This window comes from Spirillospora sp. NPDC049652 (genome assembly GCF_040675125.1).
Lineage (GTDB): Bacteria > Actinomycetota > Actinomycetes > Streptosporangiales > Streptosporangiaceae > Spirillospora.
In genome coordinates this window covers 14,211-32,451 of record NZ_JBFAOF010000012.1, presented here as the reverse complement: position 1 = coordinate 32,451, position 18,241 = coordinate 14,211, and the positions used below count along the sequence as shown (strand labels likewise).

Below are 18,241 nucleotides of genomic sequence, written 5' to 3'. Positions count from 1 at the left end.
CGTCAGCGCGGCCGGGGGGCGGGGCCGGCCTCGCGGAGCTTGGCGCGCAGCCAGCCCGGGATGTTCTCCTCGGCGCGCGGGAAGCGGTCGAGGTCCTGCCGGTAGGCGGCCGCGCCCAGCGCCGGGGTGAAGTCGGGCTCGCCGTTGTAGTCGAACTCGACGCTGAACCGGCCGGACCGCTCGACCCACAGCCGCGCGGTGAACCAGGCCCCCCGGTCGCGCCGGTACATCGCGCGGCGCAGCTCGTCCATCCGGCCGACGGCCTGGCCCGGCGGCATCGCGGTGCGGGACCGGCCGTCCGGCCCGGTGATCTCGAAGGTGGCGCTGTCGATGCCGACCGTCGCGCGGAACTCCAGCCCGAGGCGGTTCCACTCCCCCCGTGCCGCCGACCGCAGGGCGCGGACGGCCCCGTTCACCGCCTGGCGCTCGCGCGGACTGCGGAGAACCTGCTCGGAGTCGGTCACGGTGGAACCTCCGGACGAAACGGGAGCGGCGGAACGGCGGGCGCGGAACCGGCGTCCCGCGGCGGCCGGAGCCCCCGCGGCGAGACCGTCCTGGACGACGGTACCGACATGTCGCCGCAGGCCAAGCCCGGCCCGCCGTGTCGCGGCCAACCCGCCCCGGCCCGCCCGGGGACAGCCCGGACATCCCGCCGTGATCATCCCGAAGACCCGTCCGCCCCCCGGACGCCCGGACCGGGGGCCGGCGGGCGATCGAACCGGCGGCGGCGGGGGCGCCCGGCCCGGATAGGGTCGCGGGGTGGGATGGGAACGGGGGCTGGTGCCGGCGCGGGTGACGCTGCGCGGCGGCGAGGACGGCTGGACCTGGACGGTCGTGTCCGAGTGCGGGCGGTCCGGGGACGAGCGGCTGGACGGGCCGGGCGTGCGCTGGCAGACCGGCGTCCGCCGGGGCGACCGAGAGCCGAAGTGGTGGCCCGGGCACCTCACCGAGGTCGCGGGCGGCCTGCGCGAGCTGGTCGGCTGGCGGCTCACCGACCGCACCTTCGCCGAGCTTGGCGTGGAGGCCGAGATCGCCTGGTTCGCGGTCCGCGAGCCGGTCGAGTGGGAGGGCCTGGTCACGCTGCGCGACCCGGACCCGGCGCGGTTCCCCGGCGAGGTCCCGCCGTTCACGCTCACCTTCCAGCCGGGCCGCGGCGCCGTCCTCCCGGACGACCACCTGCTGTTCTCCACCGAGGCCGCCGACGTCTGGACGACCCTCGCCGCCGTCGCGGGCCGCTGCGGCAGCCCCGCGCCGCGCGCGTCCTTCCTGTGCGGCTGGGCCGCGCACCGCAGCGTCCAGATCGGCCGCGGGTCCCTCGCGGTGTCCACCGAGGTCGGCCCGGACGGCGTGGAGCGGCTCGCCCAGGTCTCCGCTCAGCGGACCCCCGGCTGGGGCGGCAATCCCGAGCTGCGTCCCCGCCTGGACGGCATCGACCTGCTCGACGAGCCCGCCGCCGACGTCACCGGCCTGTTCCGCGAGCTGGGGCACGAGATCGCGGAGTACGGGCCGTCCGTCTACGTGGCCGCGATGGGGCTGCACCTGAGCCGTCCGCACGATGCGCCCGAGTCGTTCGCGTTCAGCACCGCGTCCCTGCAGTTCCCGGCGCCCATCGGGGAACGCCTCCGCTGATCCCTCCGGATCGTCCGCGGTCCGCAGTCCGCGGCCCGCAGTCCGCGGCCCGCGACACGGTCGGGCCCGTCCGCCCGCCGGTAACCGGGCAGGACGTCCAGTTCCTCCGTTCCCCACGAACCCGACACACACCGGGGATCTTCCTTTCACCGGCCCGCAATCAGCCGCGCCTACCGTCCCGGCTCATGGACCTACGCCTGCGCCACCTCAGCCTCGGCCTCGCGGCCGGACTCGCCGCCGTCCCCCTCGTCACCGCTCCCCCCGCGTCCGCCGCGTCCGGGCTGGTCGTGGAGCGTTCCGGCCCGGCCCGCTCGGTCTCGTTCACCGCCGGACGCGACGGCGAGGCGGTGATCGGCTTCACCGCCTCGGCGCCCGGCGTGTCCTGGGCGCGCAAGGGCGCGGAGGCCGCGCTGCTCTCGGTCGCGGTGGACGGACGGCACGTGACCGACCTGCTCGTCCCGTCCGCCGACCCGACGCCCCGCACGCTCGGCCTCGGCGGCGTCCGGCACGGGCGGCACAAGGTCACCTTCCGGTGGGCGAAGGGTTCCGCGCCCGCCGCCCGGCGCGTCGTGCTGTCCAAGCCGAAGGTGCGGCAGCCGAAGGACGACCAGCTCGTGCTGCGGCACGCGCCGGTCGTGGTCGGCCGGACGCTGGACACGTCCGGTAAGCCCGGTGGGGACCCGTACCAGAACGCCTACACCGACGCCCCGCTCGTCGCCTGGCACGAGACGCGGCCCGCCGCGGCGCCCGGCCACCGGATCCTGGAGTACTCGGTGATCTGGAGCAACGAGGACGGCGGCACCGACACCCCCGCGCTGATGGCCCGCTGGGGCCGCACCACCGACATCGAGTGGGTGTACCGCGTCGAAGTGGACGCGGCCGGCAGGCGCGTCCCGGACACCGCCGTCTACCAGGCCCCCGAGCACCAGACGCTCCGGTTCACCGGCCGCTACGAGGGCGACCACCCGGTCATGCAGACCTGCACGATGAACAACAACATGTGCGACACGGTCACGCCGGACGCCCGGCTCCGGTTCCTGCTCGACACGACGGCGACGCGTCCGGACGACCGCGCCCGCGAGTACCTCATGGACCGCAACCCCTGGACGTACCGGATCACCGCCCAGGAGATGGACCGCGAGGGCAAGATCGAGCAGCCGCCGTCCCCCGACACCCCGGCGGTCGGCGACCTGCGGACCTACCTGTACCTGGAGTTCGCCAAGACCACGGGCGCGCCCACGGGGACCGGGTCGGCGCCGGGCGTCGGCCTCGGTGTCCGGCTGCGGAAGGACCCGGCGCGGCTGTACCGCTCCGACCACTCCGTTCCCTCGTGGTCGATCAGCCGGGACGGCTCGCCCGCGACGACCGTCGAGCTCCCGGCGGGGACCACGCTCGCCGACGTCCTGTCGGTCGAGGCCGTCCGGCAGCCGACCGGGGCCGGCGACAACGGCGCGCCCGCGACGGTGACCGCGATCCGCCGCGGCTTCTTCCTCGGCCAGGACTACCTGCCGCCGCTCGGCTCCGGCCTCACCTGGACGGGCTCGGTCACGGTGTCGCCGTCCGCCCCGTCCGCCGTCCTCTGGCATTCCTGACGCGTTGCGGGACGTCCCCGGGCGGGCCGCCCGGGGACATCCGCAGGTGACCGGGCCGGAGTCGCGGAGGGCCGGAACCTCCGTGACTTCGGGGGCGTCGAAGGGTCGTACACTTCTCGCTCACCCTTCGCCGCACCCCGGAGAGGACGCACCGCATGGCCTACGGGCCTCCTCCGCAGCAACCCGGCCCCTGGCAGCAGCAGCCGCAGCGCGGCCAGCAGTGGCAGCAGGGCGGGCAGCCGTCCCCGCAGAGCTGGCAGCAGCCCCCCGCGGGACAGGGCTACCAGCAACCCTCCGGACAGAACTACCAGCCCGCCGGGCAGGGCTACCAGCCGTCCGGGCAGGGCTACCAGCAGCCGTCCGGGCAGGGGTGGCAGCAGCAGCCGCCCGCCGGGGCCGTCCAGGGCGGCTGGCAGGGCGCGCCGCCCGCCGCCGCGCCCGAGCCCGAGCACTACGGGGAGATCGGCCCGGACGAGATGACCTGGGCGCTGATGGCCTACATCGGACAGTTCCTCGTCGCCGCCGTCGCCCCGGCCGTCGTCTACCTCGGCAAGGCCCGGCACCCGTTCGTCCGGCGGCACGCCGCGCAGGGCCTCAACATGGGCATCGCGGGCGTCGCGGTCTGGGCCGTCGGCGGCCTGGTCTCGCTGCTGTTCCCCGCCATCCTGTGGCTGCTGGTGCTGTTCTCGGCGGTCGTGATGGGCTTCCTGGTGTACGCGGCGCGCGCCGCCAACCGGGGCGAGTTCCGCCGGGTCCCGGCGTTCATCGCCTGGCCGCTCATCAAGTAACCCCCGGGCCCTGCCCCAGGCCCTGTGCCCGCTTTCGTCCGGGCACGGGGCGGTGGTCAGCTCGACGGCCCCGGCAGGATGGTCATCGTCCCCGGTTCGCCCGGGTCCTGGTCCAGCCGGACGACACGGCCCGGATACGCGCGCTGGGCGATCTCGACGTCCCGGTCGTCCCACTCGCCGTAGAAGACGGGGCAGCCGTCCCACAGCTCGGCCTTCTCCGCGCCCGTCGGCCAGCGGCGCCCGAAGGCGTCGATGAGGATCGGGTCCTCGACGTCCGGCAGGTCGGGGCCGACGCGGCGGGCCGTGGGGTCGTCGGGGGCGGACGCCGGATGGGACACGGCGGGATTCCTTCCGGGAGGGGTCGGGCGGGACGGCCGGTCGAAGATCTGGTCGGGGGCCAGCTCGATGTCGAACGGGACGGTCAGCTTCGCCGAGCGCCCCCAGGTGATCAGGGCGCGCTCGGCGTACCGGCCCGAGTCGTCCAGCTCGAACACCTGGAAGCCCGGCTCGCCGCCGCGCAGGTCGACGACCCAGTAGGCGCCGACGCCGGCGCGCTCGTAGCGCTCGCGCTTGGGCCCGAGGTCGGCCGCGCGGGACGCGGCGGAGACGACCTCGACGGCCAGCAGCGGCGCGCCGCGCACGACCCCGAGGTCACCGTCGGCCTGCTCCTCGCGGAACACCACGAGGTCGCAGCGCAGCCAGGTGTCGCCCGCCAGGCGGGTGCCGAAGGCGGTGCGGGACGTCTGTCCCTCGAGCTGGGCGAGGCAGACGGGGACGACCAGATCGGCCACCAGGACGTGGTGCTGGAGGGTGTGCGTCACAACGGACAGTGTCGCCCTCGAAGCGGGGCGTCACCACCGCTTTGGACAAAGCCGTCTGGCCCCGCGGACAGGTCCACCGATCCGACCGGCCACGTCGCTCGGCGCGGAACCCTTCTGCGCGCGAAACCCTCCGCGCGGGAACCGCGACGGCCTCGGCGACGGCCTCGGCGAGCGGACCATGCCGCCGAGGCCCCGGGAGGCTACTTCTTCTTGTCGGCGGGCGACGCGGTCTCGCCGGTGGACAGCGCGGCGACGAAGGCCTCCTGCGGGACGTCCACCCGGCCGATCGTCTTCATCCGCTTCTTGCCCTCCTTCTGCTTCTCCAGCAGCTTGCGCTTACGGGAGATGTCGCCGCCGTAGCACTTGGCGAGGACGTCCTTGCGGATGGCGCGGATGTTCTCGCGCGCGATGATGCGCGCGCCGACCGCGGCCTGGATCGGCACCTCGTACTGCTGCCTCGGGATGAGCTCCTTCAGCTTGGAGGTCATCATCAGGCCGTACTCGCGGGCCTTCTCCTTGTGCACGATCTGGCTGAACGCGTCGACCGACTCGCCCTGCAGCAGGATGTCGACCTTGACCAGGTCGGACTCCTGCTCGCCCGCGGGCTCGTAGTCGAGCGAGGCGTAGCCGCGGGTGCGGGACTTCAGCTGGTCGAAGAAGTCGAAGATGATCTCGGCGAGCGGCAGCGTGTACCGGATCTCGACCCGGTCCTCCGACAGGTAGTCCATGCCGAGCAGCACGCCGCGCCGGGACTGGCACAGATCCATGATCGCGCCGATGTGGTCGGACGGGCTGAGCAGCGTCGCCTTCACCACCGGCTCGTACACGCCGCCGATCTTGCCCTCGGGGAACTCGCTGGGGTTGGTGACGACGTGCTCGGAGCCGTCCTCCATCACCACCCGGTAGACGACGTTCGGCGCGGTGGAGATCAGCGAGAGGTTGAACTCGCGCTCCAGCCGCTCCCGGACGATCTCCATGTGCAGCAGGCCGAGGAAGCCGCAGCGGAACCCGAACCCGAGCGCCGCCGAGGTCTCCGGCTCGTAGATCAGCGCGGCGTCGTTCAGCTGCAGCTTGTCGAGCGCGTCCCGCAGGTCGGGGTACTGGTCGCCGTCCATCGGGTACAGGCCCGAGAACACCATGGGCTTCGGGTCCTGGTAGCCGCCGAGGGCCTCGGCGGCGGGCCGGGTCGCGCCGGTGACGGTGTCGCCGACGCGCGCCTGCCGGACGTCCTTCACGCCGGTGATCAGGTAGCCGACCTCGCCGACGCCGAGCCCGCCCACGGCCTTGGGCTCCGGGGAGATCACCCCGACCTCGAGCGTCTCGTGCGCCGTGCCGGTCGACATCATCAGCGACTTCTCGCGCCGGGACAGGTGGCCGTCCACGATCCGGACGTAGGTGACCACGCCGCGGTAGGTGTCGTAGACCGAGTCGAAGATCAGCGCGCGGGCCGGTCCGTCCGGGTCGCCGACCGGCGCGGGGACGGTCTCGACCACGCGGTTCAGCAGCTCCGCGACGCCCTCGCCGGTCTTGCCGGACACCTTCAGCACGTCGGACGGGTCGCAGCCGATGATCCCGGCGAGCTCCTCGGCGTACTTCTCCGGCTGCGCGGCGGGCAGGTCGATCTTGTTCAGCACCGGGATGAGGTGCAGGTCGGCGTCCAGCGCCAGGTACAGGTTGGCGAGCGTCTGGGCCTCGATGCCCTGCGCCGCGTCCACCAGCAGGACCGCGCCCTCGCACGCCGCCAGCGACCGGGACACCTCGTAGGAGAAGTCCACGTGGCCGGGGGTGTCGATCAGGTTCAGGACGTAGTCGGTGCCGTCCGGGCCGCGCCAGGGCAGCCGCACCGCCTGCGACTTGATCGTGATGCCGCGCTCGCGCTCGATGTCCATCCGGTCGAGGTACTGCGCGCGCATCTGGCGTTCCTCGACGACCCCGGTGAGCTGCAGCATGCGGTCGGCCAGGGTGGACTTCCCGTGGTCGATGTGCGCGATGATGCAGAAGTTGCGGATGATCGCGGGGTCGGTCTTGTTGGGCTCAGGCGCAGGCACCGGGATCCGTTCGCATACTCACTGGTGGACAGGACATGGCAGACTCCAGCTACCGCCTTCCATGGTCCCATGTCCCCGGGGATGCTCGGTGCACCGGCCCGTGGACCACCGGATCGGCCGGATCGGCCGGCTCGGTTTTGGGCGGAGGCGGTGGATTGGTAAGCTGTGCGACTGCGTGTGGCGTAGCGTCGTGCCTTGGGGCACCGTCCGCCCCGTTCAACGTTCGTACAATCTCGGGCGCGCGGCCGTCGTGCGCCGGGAACCAGGATCGCAACCAAGGCTGAGGCACTACGACGTGGCTAACATCAAGTCCCAGATCAAGCGGAACAAGCAGAACGAGAAGGCTCGCCTGCGGAACAAGGCCGTCAAGTCCGAGCTGAAGACGGCGATCCGCAAGTTCCGCGAGGCCGCCGAGGCCGGCGACAGCGCCGCCGCGGTCGCCGCGCAGCGCGAGGCCGCCCGCAAGCTCGACAAGGCCGTGAGCAAGGGCGTCATCCACAAGAACCAGGCCGCCAACCGCAAGTCGGCCATCGCCAAGCGCGCCGCCGAGCTGGCCAAGTAAGGCCGCCTCCCAGGCTCTTCACGACGAGGCCGTCGACCCCCACGGGGCCGACGGCCTCGTCGTCGTCCCCCATCGAACGGCCCTCGGCCCAGCACGCTCTCGTACGGGCTCAGCAAGAGTCAGCACGCGGGCCCGAGGCCAGGCCCAGACTCAGCGGGCGTGGGGAGGGCCGTGCATGGCCTTCCCAGCCGGCGGGCGCGGCCTGACGGCGGGGGCGGCCGGACGTGAGGAGGGCGGGCATGGCCTTCCCGGTCGGCGGGCGGTCTGACGTGCGCCACGGCGGCGCTCGGCGGTCAGCGGGGCGGGTTCCGCTCCCGTCGGGGCACCCTCGGGGGGACGGCTTGGCGGCTACGGTGGCGGGCATGGACGAACGCCGCCTGGTGAAGATCTCGAAGTATCTCGCCAAGCACCTGCGGCACCGTCCGGAGCGGATCGGGCTGACCCTGACCCCGGACGGCTGGGCCGACGTGGACGAGCTGCTCGCGGCCGCCCGGCGGCACGGCTTCCCGATCACCCGCGCCGAGCTCGAACACGTCGTCGCGGCCAACGACAAGCGCCGGTACGCCTACGACGGCCGCCGCATCCGCGCCAGCCAGGGGCATTCGGTCCCGGTGGAGCTCGACCTGCCGAGCGCGGACCCGCCGCCCGTCCTCTTCCACGGGACGGTCCGGGCGTCACTGGACGCGATCATGAATGATGGCCTGCTGCCGATGGGCCGGCACGCCGTCCACCTGTCCGCCGACCGCGCCACGGCCGAACGCGTGGGCGCCCGCCGCGGCGCGCCGGTCGTCCTCACCGTCGCCGCCGCCGAGATGGCCGCAGACGGCCACGAGTTCCATTTGAGCGAGAACGGCGTCTGGCTCGTCGCCCACGTCCCGCCGCGCTACCTGGGCTGACAGTCGGCACGGACGAGCGCGACCGCCTCCGGCCAGGTCCGTGGGTTGGGCAGCTCCTGCGGGACGGGACCGGTCTGCGGCCCGAACAGATACCGGTGCGCGACGACCCCGGCCAGCGCGCGATGCACGTCGAGCCGGTCGTCGATCATGTGCGTGATGCCGAGTTCGGCGCAGTGGACGGCCTTCTGGGCCCGTTTGCGGCAGAACCGGACGTTGTGACGCGCGAGCCCGGTCCGTCCGGCGACATCGTGGTGGTCGAGCCACGCGAGGGTCTTCCGCTGGACGCCCTCACCGCACTTGGAGATGATCCACACGCGGCCGCCGAACAGCCCGACCAGCTCTTCCAGCGCCTCGAACGCCCCGTCGTTGGGCGGGGACGCGAGGGCGTCGCGCATCGTCCCGCCGAGGAATGCGGTGTCGGCGTTCCCCGGCGCCAGCGGGCCACCCTGAATGACGCGTCCGAAATCGACGCCGAGCCTGATCTCCATGGATCAAGCGTCGCGACTCGAAGTCTCCAGCAGAACTATCTCTTGAGTGCTCTGCTATAGCTTGTGCCTATGGACCGGCTGTCGACCGACGCGCTCGCCTCCTTCGCCGTGTTCGCCGTCCACCTCAACTTCACGCGCGCCGCCGAGGAACTGCACATCTCGCAGCCGGCCCTGCACACCAAGATCCGCAAGCTCGCGGACGACCTGGGCCGCCCGCTCTACCGCCGCCAGGGCCGCGCCCTCGTCCTCACCCCGGACGGCGAGCGCCTCGCCCGCTTCGCCCGCGAACTGGACGACCGGATGTCGGCGTTCCTGTCCGACCTCGACGGGGCGTCCCGGACGCGCGTCCCCGTCCTCGCGGCGGGTGAGGGCGCCTACCTGTACCTCCTCGGGCCCGCCATCCGCCGCCTCCACGCGGACACGGGCGTCCGGCTCGTCAACGGCGACCGGAACCGCGTCCTCACAGCCGTCCGGACGGGCGGCGCGGACGTCGGAGTCGCCGTCCTGGACGCCCTCCCCACCGACCTCACCACGACTCCGCTGGCGACGTTCCCGCAGGTCCTGTCCATGCCGGCCACCCACCCCCTGGCGGGCCGCCCCACCCTGACCCTGGCCGACCTCGCCGGGACGTCACTGGTCGTCCCGCCCCCGCACGGCCCGCACCGCGCCTTCCTGGAACGGGCCCTGCGAGCCGCGGACGTCCCCTGGACGATCGCGGTCGAGGCGTCCGGCTGGCCGCTGATGCTGCACCTGGTCGCCCTGGGCTCGGGCCTGGCGGTCGTGAACGGCTGCGTCCCGGCGCCCCCGGGCCTCGTCCACCGCGAGATCACCGACCTGCCGGCCGTCCCGTACTACACCGTCCACCACCCGGACCGCACCACCGACCCGACCGTGACCACCCTCATAGCCACCATCCACCAGACTCCCCACCCGGCGCACCGAAGACTTGAGGCGTAGACACCGGACCGCGGCCAATTCGCACAGCCAGCCCTACTCGGCGCTCCCGCGCACCCTTCACCTCGCTCGGTTCAAGACTCCTCGGCCGAGGACCGTGGGAACCGCCGAGGGGGCGTCAGCGCGCGGAACGTGCGGCGACGATCTCCGAGACCGCCTTCTCCAGGGCATAAGCGGAATCGGCCGCGCCGCCCTTGACCTGGGCGTCCGCCTCGGCGACCACGGTCAGGGCGCGCGCCACACCGTCTCCCGACCAGCCGCGCAGCTGGCGCTGTACCCGGTCGATCTTCCAGGGCGGCATGCCCAGTTCCTTCGCCAACGACGCGCCGCGCGCACCGCGGGGCGCCCCTCCGACCTTCGCCAGCCCCCGCACGCCCTGCGCCAGGGCACTCACGATCAGGACGGGCGCGACTCCGGTCGCGAGCGCCCACCGCAGCTGCTCCAGTGCATCCGCCAACTGCCCCTCGATCGCCTTGTCCGCGACCGCGAACCCGCTGACCTCGGCGCGACCCCGGTAGTACCGCGCGATCGCCGCGTCATCGACCTTCCCGCCGGTGTCGGCGACCAGCTGGCCGGCCGCGGCGGCCAGTTCCCGCAGGTCGTTCCCGACCGCGTCCACCAGCGTCCGCGCGCCGTCGGCGGAGATCTTCCCCCCGTGCCGCCGGATCTCGGTCCGCACGAAGTCGATCCGCTCGCCCACCTTGCTGATCTTCGGGCAGGCGATCTTCCGCGCCCCCGCCTTGGCCAGCCCGTCCGCCACGGCCTTGCCCTTGGCGCCCCCCGCGTGCACCGCGACCAGCGCCACGTCCGGCGCGGGGTTCTTCACGTAGGCCAGCACCTCGGCCGCCAGGTCCTTGTTCAGGTCCTGCGACGCCCGCAGCACCAGCACCTTCCCGCCGCCGAACAGCGAGGGGGACGTCAGCTCGGCCAGCCGCCCCAGCTCCATCCCCGAGGGCACGAGGTCGATGACCTCGGTCTCCGGGTCCTCCGCCCGGGCCCCGGCGACCACGTCCCCGACCGCCCGCTCGATGAGCAGTTCCTCGTCACCGACGATCAAAGTGATGGCGTCCACTGGCACCCCCCAACAATGCCACACCCCTCCCCCCACCCCGACCCGACAGCCCAAACCCCCAACCCCACTCACCAGCCCCGCACTTTCCGACGTCACCCCTCGTGCGCGGAGCAAGAGGGACACGCCAGCCCGCGACACCTTGCCCGGCTCACTACCACAAGAGGAGATGCGAGGCGCAGCTGCGAGGTCCCGGCAGCGATCTCGGACGCGGAGATACAGGCGTCAGACGCCCCGACCAGCCGGACCGGGCGCGGCTCGGGCCGACGAGGAAGTGCCAGAGGCGATCAAGGGCCGACGGCCGCAGGCGGCCTTCGCCAGCGACCTCGGGGCGGAAGCACGTGCGCCAGAGCCTGTGACCAACGGCCCTGGGCGGGTTCGGGGACCTCAGGTAGGGAGCGGGCGGGGTCAGGAGGGGCGGTTGCGGAACACCCTTCCGAGGTGATCCCGAAGGAGGAGGCCCGGGCATCAGGCGCCCTGACCAGCGGGTTCGGGCGCCATGTCTGGGCGGGTGGGGTCAGTGGCGGGCGACGGTGGCTATGCCGGTGCGGGTTCGGACGATGGCTATGTCTCCTTGCTGGTCGGTGCGGAGGACTCGGGTGCCCAGGTGTTGGAGGATGCCGACGGTGTGCGGGGACGGGTGGCCGTAGTCGTTGTCCTTTCCGACGGAGACCAGGCCGATCGAGGCGTGGGCGGCGGCCAGGAACGGGCGGTGCTGGCTGCGCGAGCCGTGGTGAGGGACCTTCAGGACCTGGACATGCGGCAACGCCGACACCAGGGCCTGCTGGGCTTCGGTTTCGACGTCGCCTGGCAGGAGGGCGCTGAATCCGGGGCGGGACGCGACCAGCACGATGCTCGCGTTGTTCATGGTCATGCCGTCGTCTTGCGCGGTGAGGCGAGGGCCGGTGGCCTGCGGGCCGAGGACGGTCAGGGAGAGGTCCCCGACGCGCCAGGTCTGGCCCGGCAGCGCGGCCCGCATGGGGACGTTGCCAGCGAACCGAGCCTCGCGGCCGAACCCCACCGGCGTGACCAACGCCAGTCCGACATGCCTGCCATGGCGGACGCCCGGTACTCCGTCGATGTGATCGGCGTGCGGGTGGGTCAGGACCAGCAGCGGCACCTCGCGGATGCGCAGCCGACGTAGACACCCGTCGATGGCGCTCGGTTCGGGCCCGGCGTCCACGACGACGGCACGTCCCGGCCCCGCCGCCAGAACGAGACCGTCACCTTGGCCGACATCGCACGCGACGAGCTGCCAGCCCGGCGGCGGCCAGCCCGGAGCGAGAAGGTGCATGCACAGAACCCCTGCCAGGACCCCGGCGACAGCAGCGGCGAACAGGAGGCGGAGGCGCCGTGAGCGCAGCATCGCGATGGTGATGCCGCCCGCGATGAGCAGGCCGACGGCCCCCAGCGCGCCGCTCGCCCAAGGCAGCGTGGCGTAGGGCAAGGTCGACGCCGTCCTGGCGATCCAGATGATCCACCGGACGGGGTACTCCGCCGGCCGGAGGATCAGGCCGGCCGCGCCCGGTGAGAACGGCGCGACCACCGCGCCCGTCGCGCCGAGCAGGGTCGCGGGCGCGACGGCCGGATCGGCGAGCAGGTTGGCGGCGATCGAGACGACGCCCAGTTCGCCCGACATCATCACCAGGATCGGGGCCACCGCCAGCTCGGCCGCCACCGCCACGGCCACGGCGTCCGCGACCGGGCCGGGCAGCCTCCGCCGCAGGCGGTCACGCCAGGCGGGCGCCAGGACGAGCAGGCCGGCGGTCGCCGCGGCCGAGAGCGCGAACCCGTACGACCGGCTCAGTTCCGGATCGACGAGGACGAGCAGGAGCACGGCCCCGGCCAGCGCGGGGACACCTTGGCGTGGACGGCCTGTGAACAGGGCCAGGAGGCCGATGGTCGCCATCACCGCCGCACGGAGGACGCTCGGGTCCGGACGGGCGATCACGACGAAGGCCACCACCGCGAGTCCGGCGATGAGCGGCGCGCCACGCCTGCCCAGCCCGGCTAACCGGCAGAGCGCCAGGACGGCCCCGACGACGATCGCCAGGTTCGCCCCGGAGACGACGAGCAGATGGCTCAGCCCGGCCGTGGTGAAGTCCTCGGCAAGGTCCGGATCGAGGCGCGAGATGTCCCCGACGACCATGGCCGGCAGCACTCCGCGCGCATCCGGACGCAGGACGTTCGCCGCCTGCCTCAACTTCGCGCGGACGGTCCCGGCGACCCGCTGCACACTCGACGGTCCACCGACGACGGACGGCGGCCCCCGGACGAGCACGACCGCCGCCAGCAGCTCCGCGTGTTTGGGCGGCGCGAGTCGCCCGACGCATCGCACCTTCATGCTGGGAACGAGCCTGCTCCACTCCCGTCCGGAGGCGAGCAGCAGGACCGGCACCCTCGTCCGAACCCACGAGGCACCCCCGCGCCCCTCGACACGTTCCACACGGGCGCGGGCGATCACCAGTTCCCGCCCACCGACCCGCTTGGTCTTCGGATCCTCCGTCACGACCACCACGACGGATGCGCTGCGATGCGCCCGTGCGTCCGCGAAGACCGGCCCCGACCGCACCGCGGACGTCCGGAGCCCGACGCCGGTAGCCGAAGCCGCCGCACAGAGCAGGGCGACTCCCCCGATGGCCAGCCACCCCTCGGCCGTCCCCCTCCTGCCGCTCCTCCGCCTCCGCTGGACGCGAAGGAGAAGCGCGCAGGCTGCGAGTACGGAGAGGCCGGCCAGGAGGTGGCACGTCCATGCGGCTTGGCCGAGGCAGACGAAGGCCCCAGCCCATGCACCGAAAGCAGGCCCGACCAGTCGCAGGTCAATTTCAGCCTCCGGCCCATCTTCCGCACGCGTGACAGCGGACGCGGGCGCGTGTGCGGGCGGCGGGCCTGAGCTACGCAGGCGCATCTCCCTCCTTCCTGGTGCTCTTCCTCAGCGAGCGAATCTCGGGCTCGGGCTCGGGGCTCAGGGGTCACGTCGGATGACTCGGGGTTAGGTCGAGCGACTCGATCGTCAGGCAGCCCCCGAGGGCGGCGGGGGGCGAAGCTTGGAACAGGTGGCTTGGGCTGGAACAGGTGGCTTGGGCTGGGACAGGTGACTCGGTGGTCTGGAGAGGCGGATCTGATACGGGGGGAGGCGAGTTCGGGTCAAGGCAGGGAGCTCGGAGGTCGGAGCAGGCGGGTCGGCGGTGGGCAGGTGAAGGGTGGCTTCCTCTTCGTTATCGCTCTGGTTGATCAAGGGATGTGGCGCAACGGTGGGTTGGGGCGTGGCTCAGTTGGAGGTGTTGAGGAGGGGCTTGAGGTCGGTGAGGCGGCGGGCTCCGATGCCCGGGACGTCCTGTAGCTGGTCGACGCTGTGGAACGGGCCGTGCTGGGTGCGGTAGTCGATGATGCGGCGGGCCAGAACGGGCCCCACGCCCGGAAGCTGGTCGAGTTGCTCGGCGGTCGCGGTGTTCAGATCGAGGGGGGACGCGGGGGACGTGCCAGACGGCGGGCCGGGTGTCGTTCCTCCGGGCGGGGCCGGGCCTTGGCCGGGCGGTGGCGCGGGCGGATGGATGCCCACGGCGATCTGTTCGCCGTCCATGAGCTTGCGGGCGAGGTTGAGAGCTCCGGTGTCCGTGCCGGGGCGCACACCTCCGGCGGCATTGAGGGCGTCCGTGACGCGTGAACCGGCGGCGAGGGTCAGCACGCCGGGACGGCGCACTTTGCCGATCACCTGGACGACCAGCTGAGTTCCGCCGCCGGAAGCGCCCGGCGGAGTCCCGGTCGTCCCGGTGCCTCCGGCGGTCTCGCTCGCCGTGACCGCCAACGACGGCGAGGTCGCGGCGGAGACCTTCACCGGATCTGGGCGGGGACGCGCCATCCACAGGTAACCGACCGCCACCAGCACCGCGATGACACCGACCACGACCAGGGCTCGCACTCCGCCCATGCCGGGATCCAAGCGGTCCCGTTCCAGCAGCTTCCTTGCGCGGGCAAGAAGCCGCGGGCCGATCGGGTCGCTGTCAGAGGCAGCGCGTCCACGGGGCTCGCGCGGGATCGGGGAGGCCACGGGCGCGGGATCAGGTTCGAGCAGGCGGTGCCTCAGCGGCCGTGCGGCGGCCTCCGGAGCTGGGTCGATGCCCGCAGGGCGTTCGACATGAGGGGGCGGCCTCATGCCACGCGTCTCATCCACCCCCACGCCAGGACGAGCCGACGCCTCATGGCGCCGATCCAGATCGGGCTTCGTCCGCATGGCTGCACGCCCGCTCGCAGCCCCGGGCGTGCTCGGACCGGAGACAGCCCTCTCATCGGCGAACAGGCCCTCTTCGGACGTCATGAAGTCACCCAGGGGCTGCACGGCGCCCGTGGGGAAATCGGGACGGGCGGGACCTGAGCGTACGTGGGCGGACGGTGGGGCCGCTGCGTCGAAAACGTCCATGCATAGGACGCTAGAAGGCTCACCCGCTACGTCGAAAGCGCCGCCGCGAACTGTGGATAACTCCAGTTCTCGCAGGTGGGAGAGTTACCTCAGCGCAGAAAGAACAAGATCGGCGTTAACCGCCCACGATGATCGGTAGATTGCCGGGCATGAGGTGGACGGCGGGCTTTGTCACGGTCATTCTCCTCTGCCTCGTGTCTGCGGATTCCCGGGGCATGCCGGTGATCAGAACAGGAACTCCAGCATGGCGTGCGGGTTTCGCGGCGGCGGCAACGGAAGTCCGCACGTCCCCGCCCCGCCGGGACGGAAAGATCGTCCTCACCATCTACGGCTTTTCCAAGGCGCGGACGCCCTTTGCCCGATGCGCAGCATTGTTCGAGGTCAAGCACGTTCCGCGTGCCGGCCTTCCCGTATGGCCGATGCCCCGCGGCGTCCGGTTCGGCAGCACGGCCGGGCTGGAGTACAAGTCCGGATGGATCGAGCGCTGCCTCCGCGACCGCACCAAGTAGCGCGACACCGCCTCAGGCGTGTGGAGCGACCACCACGCCCAGCATGCCCGGGCCGACGTGCGCGCCTATGACCGGGCCGACTTCGCCCACGTAGATGTCCACCACGTTCGGGACTCGGGCGCGCAGGACGGCGGCGAGGGTTTCGGCTCGGGTGGCGGCGGCGAGGTGCTGGATCCCCAGGTCCACCGGACGGTCGGCGGCCTCGGCGACGGCGAGGTCGGCGAGCCGGGACAGCGCCCGGGACGTCGTGCGCACCTTCTCCAACGGCGTGATGCGTCCGGAGGAGATGCCGAGCAGCGGCTTCACCATCAACGCGGAGCCCAGCAGGTTGGCGGCGGTCCCGATGCGTCCGCCCCGCCGTAGGTGTTCGAGGTTGTCGACGTAGAACAGTGAGCGCGTCAGCGCGGCACGGCGCCGCGCCGCCACCACGACCTCCGCGGGCGTGCCACCGTTCTGGGCGGCCGCCGCGGCCGAGAGGGCGGCGAAGCCCAGCCCCATCCCGATGCTGCCGGAGTCGACGACGTGCACGGGCAGGGGCGCTTCCGCGGCAGCGAGACGTGCGGCCTCGACCGTCCCCGACATCGACGCCGACAGGTGCACCGAGACCACGGCCGTCGCGCCGGATTCGGCGGCGGACGCGTAGACGGAGGCGAAGCGCTCGGGGGACGGCCGGGACGTCGTGACCTGGTGCCTCCCACGCAGCAGGCGGACGGGGTCGGCGGTCGCGGTGCGGTCCTCGTCGCGGACGTCGCCACCGACCACGAGTTGCAGCGGGACGACCGTCAGCGCGTGCCGGTCGGCGAGGTCGGAAGGAAGGACGGAGGAGGAGTCCGTGACGACCGCTACCGCGCTGCCCATGGGGGTGAGGCTACCCCTGGACGCTCGGCCCTAGCCGCCCGAATGACGGCAGTTCGCCACAAACCGTCCCAGTCCCCCAAAACGCGCAGCGCAAGCTGCGTGCGAAGGCATGGCCGCCGCCGGGAGGGACGCCCCCGGCGCACGGTCAGGGCTGGACGGGCACGCCGCCGCGCCACACGCGGAGCGCCCGCAGCCCGAAGGCCCAGGCGAACGCGCCCTCGTGGTCGGCGTCCCACAGGACGAGGTCGGCGAGCATGCCGGGAGCGAGGGAACCGCGGTCGCCGACGCGCAGGGCGGCGGCTCCGCCGAGGGTGGCGGCGCGGAGGGCCTCGGTGACCGACAGGCCGTACATGGCGACGGCGAGGCCGATGACCAGCGGCATCGAGGTGATGCCGCACTGCCCGGGGTTGTGGTCGGTGCCGAGCGCGACGGTGACGCCGCGGTCGAGCATCGAGCGCACGGGCGCCGCTGGACGGGACGAGTTGAGGGCGCTGCCGGGGCAGACGGTCGCGGTGACGCCCGCGTGCGCGAGGGCCTTCACGTCGTCGTCGTTGGCCTGGGTGAGCAGGTCGGCGGACGCGCAGCCGACCTCCGCGGCGACCTGGGCCGCGCCGACGCGCTCGTTGGCGCAGGCGTGCATGCGCGCCTTGAGGCCGCTGCGTTTGCCGGTCAGCAGCAGGATGCGCGCCTCTTCGGCGGTGAAGTGCCCCTCGTCGCAGTACACGTCGATGGAGTCGGCGCCCGCGACGGCGGCGTCCCCGGCCCACTGGCGGACGGCCTCGATGTAGTCGCGGCGGCGGCCGAAGTACTCCGGCGGCAGGATGTGCGCGGCGAGGAAGGTCGCGTGGATGCGCGGCATGGACGGCTCGGACTCCAGCGACCGCAGCATCCGGATGTCGGCGAGCTCCCCGTCGCGGGTGAGGTGGTAGCCGGTCTTGGCCTCGACCGTGGTGGTGCCCGCGAGGATCCACTGGCGGAGCCGTTCGCGGACGCCGTTGCACAGCGTCCAGGGGTCGGTCCCGCGGGTCACGGTGACGGTGGAGTTGACGCCGCCGCCGGCCGCCGCGATGGCCGAGTGGGACGAGCCGCTGGTGCGCATCGCGAGCTCGGCCCAGCGGTTGCCCGCGTAGACCGGGTGCGCGTGGGCGTCGATGAGGCCGGGGGTGACCAGGCCGCCGCCGAGGTTCTCGACGTGGTCGACGTCGACGATGTCGTCGATGATGCCGGGGACGCTCTGCGGCAGGTCGGAGGCCGGACCCGCCCACACGATGCGGTCGTCGTGGATCAGGACGGCGGCGTTGCTGCAGACGTCGGTGCCCGTCCAGAGACGTCCGATGTTGGTGAGCAGCCTGACCGTCACGGGGTCACCGCCCGGTGGGGGTGGGAACGCCGCGCGGCGTGCGGTCTGACGCCATGGACTGGGCCACCTGCTCTCGATACGGAACGCCGACTGGGTGCCGGCGGTTCACCTCTGGGGGAAAGGGTGATCCGCGGATCACCTTGAGCAACGAGACCGGAGATATCGGTTTCGTCACGGTAGTGCACTGAAGGCCCGGCGGACAACCTTCGCCCGCCCAACGCCGCGTGCCGCCGGAAAGTTCCCGGTG

General features: G+C 72.7%; 15 protein-coding genes. 6 read left to right on the top strand and 9 right to left on the bottom strand.

Going from position 1 to position 18,241, the window contains the following annotated elements; genetic code table 11:
- Positions 1-2: 2 nt before the first annotated feature.
- A complete protein-coding gene (locus tag AB0J52_RS02130; protein ID WP_500179704.1) occupies positions 3-464 on the bottom strand; it encodes a hypothetical protein in 462 nt (153 codons plus the stop codon).
- A gap of 295 nt (positions 465-759) precedes the next feature.
- On the opposite strand from AB0J52_RS02130, the gene AB0J52_RS02125 reads away from it, so the two are divergent.
- From AB0J52_RS02125 to AB0J52_RS02115, 3 genes are all read left to right on the top strand, one after another.
- Complete coding sequence (locus AB0J52_RS02125; RefSeq protein ID WP_500179703.1) at positions 760-1,629, top strand: hypothetical protein; 870 nt, start codon at positions 760-762, stop codon at positions 1,627-1,629.
- Between the two features lie 185 nt (positions 1,630-1,814).
- Positions 1,815-3,221, top strand: a complete 1,407-nt coding sequence (locus AB0J52_RS02120; protein ID WP_500179702.1) for a hypothetical protein — start codon at positions 1,815-1,817, stop codon at positions 3,219-3,221.
- 155 nt (positions 3,222-3,376) lie between these two features.
- Positions 3,377-4,009: a DUF4870 domain-containing protein gene (locus AB0J52_RS02115; protein ID WP_500179701.1), complete on the top strand. Its 633-nt coding sequence runs from the start codon at positions 3,377-3,379 to the stop codon at positions 4,007-4,009.
- A gap of 56 nt (positions 4,010-4,065) precedes the next feature.
- On the opposite strand, the gene AB0J52_RS02110 is transcribed toward AB0J52_RS02115, so the two are convergent.
- Both AB0J52_RS02110 and lepA read right to left on the bottom strand, forming a co-directional pair.
- On the bottom strand, positions 4,066-4,830 hold the full coding sequence (locus AB0J52_RS02110) for a Uma2 family endonuclease (protein WP_500179700.1): 765 nt from the start codon (positions 4,828-4,830) through the stop codon (positions 4,066-4,068).
- 200 nt (positions 4,831-5,030) lie between these two features.
- Positions 5,031-6,878, bottom strand: a complete 1,848-nt coding sequence (gene lepA / locus AB0J52_RS02105) for a translation elongation factor 4 (RefSeq protein WP_500179699.1) — start codon at positions 6,876-6,878, stop codon at positions 5,031-5,033.
- 295 nt (positions 6,879-7,173) lie between these two features.
- On the opposite strand from lepA, the gene rpsT reads away from it, so the two are divergent.
- Together rpsT and AB0J52_RS02095 are read left to right on the top strand one after the other, a co-directional pair.
- Positions 7,174-7,440, top strand: a complete 267-nt coding sequence (rpsT, locus tag AB0J52_RS02100; RefSeq protein ID WP_500179698.1) for a 30S ribosomal protein S20 — start codon at positions 7,174-7,176, stop codon at positions 7,438-7,440.
- 362 nt (positions 7,441-7,802) lie between these two features.
- On the top strand, positions 7,803-8,336 hold the full coding sequence (locus AB0J52_RS02095; RefSeq protein ID WP_500179697.1) for an RNA 2'-phosphotransferase: 534 nt from the start codon (positions 7,803-7,805) through the stop codon (positions 8,334-8,336).
- On the opposite strand, the gene AB0J52_RS02090 is transcribed toward AB0J52_RS02095, so the two are convergent.
- On the bottom strand, positions 8,324-8,824 hold the full coding sequence (locus tag AB0J52_RS02090; RefSeq protein WP_500179696.1) for a hypothetical protein: 501 nt from the start codon (positions 8,822-8,824) through the stop codon (positions 8,324-8,326). The genes AB0J52_RS02095 and AB0J52_RS02090 overlap by 13 nt on opposite strands.
- Positions 8,825-8,893: 69 nt before the next feature.
- Between AB0J52_RS02090 and AB0J52_RS02085 the strand changes: the two genes are divergently transcribed.
- The gene (locus tag AB0J52_RS02085) at positions 8,894-9,781 is read left to right on the top strand and encodes a LysR family transcriptional regulator (RefSeq protein ID WP_500179695.1); all 888 of its coding nucleotides are present in this window, start codon (positions 8,894-8,896) and stop codon (positions 9,779-9,781) included.
- A 115-nt stretch (positions 9,782-9,896) separates the two neighbouring features.
- On the opposite strand, the gene holA is transcribed toward AB0J52_RS02085, so the two are convergent.
- From holA to hutI, 5 genes are all read right to left on the bottom strand, one after another.
- Positions 9,897-10,856, bottom strand: a complete 960-nt coding sequence (gene holA, locus AB0J52_RS02080) for a DNA polymerase III subunit delta (protein ID WP_500179694.1) — start codon at positions 10,854-10,856, stop codon at positions 9,897-9,899.
- Between the two features lie 508 nt (positions 10,857-11,364).
- Entirely contained in the window at positions 11,365-13,356 is a 1,992-nt protein-coding gene (locus AB0J52_RS02075; RefSeq protein ID WP_500179693.1) for a ComEC/Rec2 family competence protein, read from the bottom strand.
- A 762-nt stretch (positions 13,357-14,118) separates the two neighbouring features.
- The gene (locus AB0J52_RS02070) at positions 14,119-14,778 is read right to left on the bottom strand and encodes a ComEA family DNA-binding protein (RefSeq protein WP_500179692.1); all 660 of its coding nucleotides are present in this window, start codon (positions 14,776-14,778) and stop codon (positions 14,119-14,121) included.
- A gap of 1,010 nt (positions 14,779-15,788) precedes the next feature.
- On the bottom strand, positions 15,789-16,634 hold the full coding sequence (locus AB0J52_RS02065; protein ID WP_500179691.1) for a DegV family protein: 846 nt from the start codon (positions 16,632-16,634) through the stop codon (positions 15,789-15,791).
- A 145-nt stretch (positions 16,635-16,779) separates the two neighbouring features.
- Positions 16,780-17,994 (bottom strand): imidazolonepropionase, encoded by a 1,215-nt coding sequence (gene hutI, locus AB0J52_RS02060; protein ID WP_500179690.1) that lies wholly within the window; start codon positions 17,992-17,994, stop codon positions 16,780-16,782.
- Between the last annotated feature and the right edge of the window lie 247 nt (positions 17,995-18,241).